The organism is Alkalibacterium thalassium (assembly GCF_900101165.1).
Classification (GTDB): Bacteria; Bacillota; Bacilli; order Lactobacillales; family Carnobacteriaceae_A; genus Alkalibacterium; species Alkalibacterium indicireducens.
In genome coordinates this window covers 1-4,228 of sequence record NZ_FNFK01000096.1, presented here as the reverse complement: position 1 = coordinate 4,228, position 4,228 = coordinate 1, and the positions used below count along the sequence as shown (strand labels likewise).

General features: G+C 43.0%; 4 protein-coding genes. 1 reads left to right on the top strand and 3 read right to left on the bottom strand.

The window, feature by feature from the left end; genetic code table 11:
- Window positions 1-270: integrase core domain-containing protein (locus BLR76_RS11275; RefSeq protein WP_143009259.1), on the top strand; the 270-nt coding region annotated here is incomplete at its 5' end.
- A gap of 472 nt (window positions 271-742) precedes the next feature.
- Here the strand turns inward: BLR76_RS11275 and BLR76_RS11270 are convergent.
- The 3 genes from BLR76_RS11270 to BLR76_RS11260 form a co-directional block, all read right to left on the bottom strand.
- A complete protein-coding gene (locus tag BLR76_RS11270; RefSeq protein ID WP_091268983.1) occupies window positions 743-2,056 on the bottom strand; it encodes an MATE family efflux transporter in 1,314 nt (437 codons plus the stop codon).
- Window positions 2,057-2,221: 165 nt separating this feature from the next.
- The gene (locus BLR76_RS11265; protein ID WP_091268982.1) at window positions 2,222-2,659 is read right to left on the bottom strand and encodes an isochorismatase family protein; all 438 of its coding nucleotides are present in this window, start codon (window positions 2,657-2,659) and stop codon (window positions 2,222-2,224) included.
- Window positions 2,660-2,899: 240 nt separating this feature from the next.
- Entirely contained in the window at window positions 2,900-3,991 is a 1,092-nt protein-coding gene (locus BLR76_RS11260) for a class II aldolase/adducin family protein (protein WP_091268980.1), read from the bottom strand.
- Window positions 3,992-4,228 lie beyond the last annotated feature (237 nt).

The window sequence follows — 4,228 nt, the reverse complement described above, 5'->3', positions numbered from 1 at the left end:
CAATATAGGCCCCTTAAACAAATCATCGAACGATTGAACCGGACTTACAAAGGCAATTACCGTGGCACCCATGGATTTAAATCTCAAAATGGTGCACGTGCTCATGTCGCTTGCTTTACTGCCTGCTTCAACTTTCTACGTCCACATCAGTCATTAGATGGCGAAGTTCCTGTGAGGATTCCATTCGTTCATGATGATGCAAAAACAATGCCCGACAAGTGGATCCGTTTATTATCTTTCGGGAACAGTGTTCTACAGTACACGGACTAATACTGTAGAAGTGATTTTACATATCTCGAAAAACTTCAAAAAAACGAAGTTTTTTAAACATGCCTTCTTATACTTCTCGTTGCTTTACTGGATCTGTTATAAAGCTGTTTAATCCAGACAATGATTGGATTATATTACCTTCATCGACAGAAATCATCATACGAGCAACGAGAAATTTGAGAAACATAATTTTTCATAGATTATTGGGAGTTACCTGTTGACAATTTTAGGCTGTTTTCATTGTAAGTAACTAGGGACTAATTAGCTAGTAATATACCCTTTACTGCATGCTACGGTCTTTATATAAAAATTTACAGAAGAGGATGTCATGATAAAAAACAATGAACAAAGGATGACCGTAAGTAAAGACGAGATCTAACGATACGAAAACTATTCGCAAAAAAACCCTCGGAAGTTAGACCTGAAATCTAACTTCCGGGGGACGGCTCATTCTAGCAGATGAACTTAAATTTCACTTTTCCCTCTTCAACCGCTTCTTCGGATTGATCATGAAAGCGATGATCATAACAATCAGGGCTTCGGTCAGGACATAGGATGACCAGACGCCGTTCATGCCGAAGAAATAACTCAACACGATGGCTAATGGAATGATCAGAAGCCCACCTCTTAATAGCGAGAATAGCAGGGCTCTATTTGGCTGATCTGTAGCACCAAAGTAACTGGTCAGAATTGTATTCATTCCTGCGAACACAAAGCCGATAAAATAAATCAGCAGACCACTTGTCGCCATTCGAGCAATATGTGCACTGTTTTCACTATTGAAGACTGATATGATTTCTTCAGTAAAGGCCGCTGTTCCTACGTACACGCTTAAACTCAAGACCAGCGCCGTCAGAAAGGATAAAACGAGAATATGCTTCATCCCTTTCAGGTCTTTCTGACCGTAGCTCTCACTTAACAGCGGCTGGGCCCCTTGAGCGATGCCGGCGAATAAGGACAGGACTACGAATGAAATATTGGCAATAATGCCATATGCCGCCAGACCATTATTCCCTTCCAGGTTGAAAATAATTGTATTGAAGGAGAACATGACGACAGAAGCAGACAGTTCATTAATAAAGGCCGCTGCACCCAAGTAGGTCACATCTTTAATAATCCACCCTTCAATTTTCTGGAAAGTGAACTTCAGTTGATTGGCCGGCTTGAAGAAGTGAATGGACAGGATGATCAGACTGACAATAGGCGATATGCTTGTTGCCAGTGATGCCCCAAACATACCAAGCTGCATCGGAAATATGAAGATATAATCGAGTACGACATTAAGGACACTTCCGATGACCATCCCATACATAGCTAGAGAGGGATCCCCGTCATTTCTGACAAAGGCCAGCAGCATATTATTGAGTACAAAAAACGGGGCGAATGTCAGGATTGTCCTTAGATAGACGGCTGTCATTTCAAATGTTTCGGCATCCGCCCCTAGAGCACGTGCCATCGAGGAAGCCCCGAACAGGCCGATCATCATAAATAGGATTCCCATGCCCACTGCAAACAGGAATGTCTGCGAGTAGACTCGGTTGGACTCGGCCAGTTTATTCTGCGATAAAAGAATCTTGTACCTTGTCGCTCCCCCTAAGCCCAGCATCAGTCCAAATCCGTGAATGATTCCAAACGCTGGAATACTCAAGTTCAGTGCCGCGATTCCTGTTGGCCCCAATGCCTGAGCGATGAACAAGGTATCTGCCAGTATATAAAAAGAGATGCCCAGCATACCGAGCATGTTCAAACTGACGTATTTAAAAAACAGTTTAAAATTATTCTGCATAATTATCCTCCGACTGAAAAATGAGTCTTCAACTAGCTTACTCGGCTTTGGATATAAAGTCAATTGACTTAATATGCATTAAAAATAAAGAGGTCCCTTCAGACTTTCAAAGGACACTCTTTATAAAACTGACGTGTTTTCGATACATCTTTTCCCAACAGACGTTTAGATAAATGTAAGGAAACGGTCGGTCCAGATCTGTTCGTAGAAGTCAGCATAGCCTGAACCATGGGCAAATTTCACAGTCGAATCGATACAGTAGTGCGTTTCTGCCCCACACACTTCGATGGACTTGGCGTCCAGCTGATCCAGTACAGACTTAAGATCGGTCTGGTAGAATGCATTGGGATGTGTCTTTTCTATATACCGATACGCATGCGTCGTATCCAGTTCAGGAATCACCTTCCACTTGTCGCTCCCTTTGACCAGATAATCATCATCATGCTGGACGAAAATGACAGGTTTTGAAGCGGTCTCGTAAGCTGTGATTCGCTCATTTATTCCGGAAGTCAGCTGATCAAACCGGCTGATCGTCTGATCCTCATAGTGACAGACCCCATTTTGCATATCGATAACTAGCAGAACATCTGCAGTTTCCATTATTCTGTCTCCCTTCCTGAAAAAAGCAAGTCATACAGTTAAACAACATCATTCATTTGACCAAAGTATACCCCCATTTATAGAATAAGAAAAGTCATACTCCTGCAAGCGACTGTTCCGTTTGACTGAGGTCAGTGTAGACAAGAAATCCTTATATCACAAATACCCCCAAGGGTGTCCGACAGACAACCGTGGGGGGGTATTATACTCACTATTCATTTTTAATGGGATTTGATCGGATAATCAGTGCATCGGAACTTGAGGAATAATTTTCCCTTCAATCCGATCAAAAATGTCTTCCAGGCTTTTACCAGTAATCGTCAGGCCATGATTTTTCAGACCAATCACTGTCTGCGAGGGATCATCCGCCTGGTTGACCAGATTGGCCACATTCTCAGCCAGTTCAATCGTCCCGCAAGGGTAATTAAACTGAGTGGATTCTACTCCGTCCATCCAGGCATGAACATGTACAATGGCGCCTACCTCAGGGTGAGCTGTGTAGATTTTCCAGTGCTCGATCGCATCAACTGAGGCTCGTCTCGGTTTGACTGAAGGAGGCACGCTCACTTTCATGGCCTGATTGTCTTCATCGTATCCGGTAATATATAGAAAGTCTCGGCCGACTTCCTTCATATCCGACTTGTCAATGCCACTCGCGCTCATCCAGAAATGACTGCCGTCTTTACGTGCACTTAGATTTCCGTAACTCAGTCCTCCGATGCCGTACAGTTTCTTCAGGAAACGGATGTCTCTCTCGGTCAGAACCTCTTCAAGTGGAAACGGTGCAGGGAGGAGATTAAGACCATCGAGTTTCTTCCCGGCTTCTCGCAGTGACCTAGTCACTTCATCGCCGTCCCACAACTCTTCCGGGAGATCCTTGTAGAAATCATTATTGATTACAAGCTGTGACGAAGCTACCGGTTCGATCCGGTCAACGATTTTATCGAAAAACTTCTTCTCCGACTCCTCTTGTGTAAGATTGACATGGTAAAGCCCCTGTTCCGGAGTCAGAAAATATATCTCTGTTTCTTCATCTGAATCGACAACATACATAAAGTGATTGGATAACGTTCGTACTAAGTACGGATACGCTTCTTTGTGTATGTCTTCTGGCTTGTCTTTTGACACTACAATGGAAACGACAAAAGTTCCCTGTGAATGCCTTCGAAAGGGGCGTGGATCGTTCATATCGGTTAGATTGAAGACCAGATCGATCGATGCATCCGGAGTCTCAGTGTACGTGTACCCTCTGCTGTTAAAATACGCTTTCATCCCGTTTGTCAGCCACTGCAAAAAGGGTGTATCTGCTTTACCGTTGAATGTGAACACGCTCATACTATCTCCTCCATTTTTGTATCTTTCAGTTTGATCTAACATAACCTGTTCGATTAAATGATCTTAAGACATATGCTGAATGATTGATGGCTCCATGCTCCAAGGCTTATCTATACCATTAAGTATAGCAAAGTAAAGCCTCTACTTGTAGAAAAGCAAAATAATCCAGCCAGTAAATGTCACTTTATTCCGGCAGTTTTTTTTAAGAAAATGGGTCAATTAAGCGACAGAATCTGT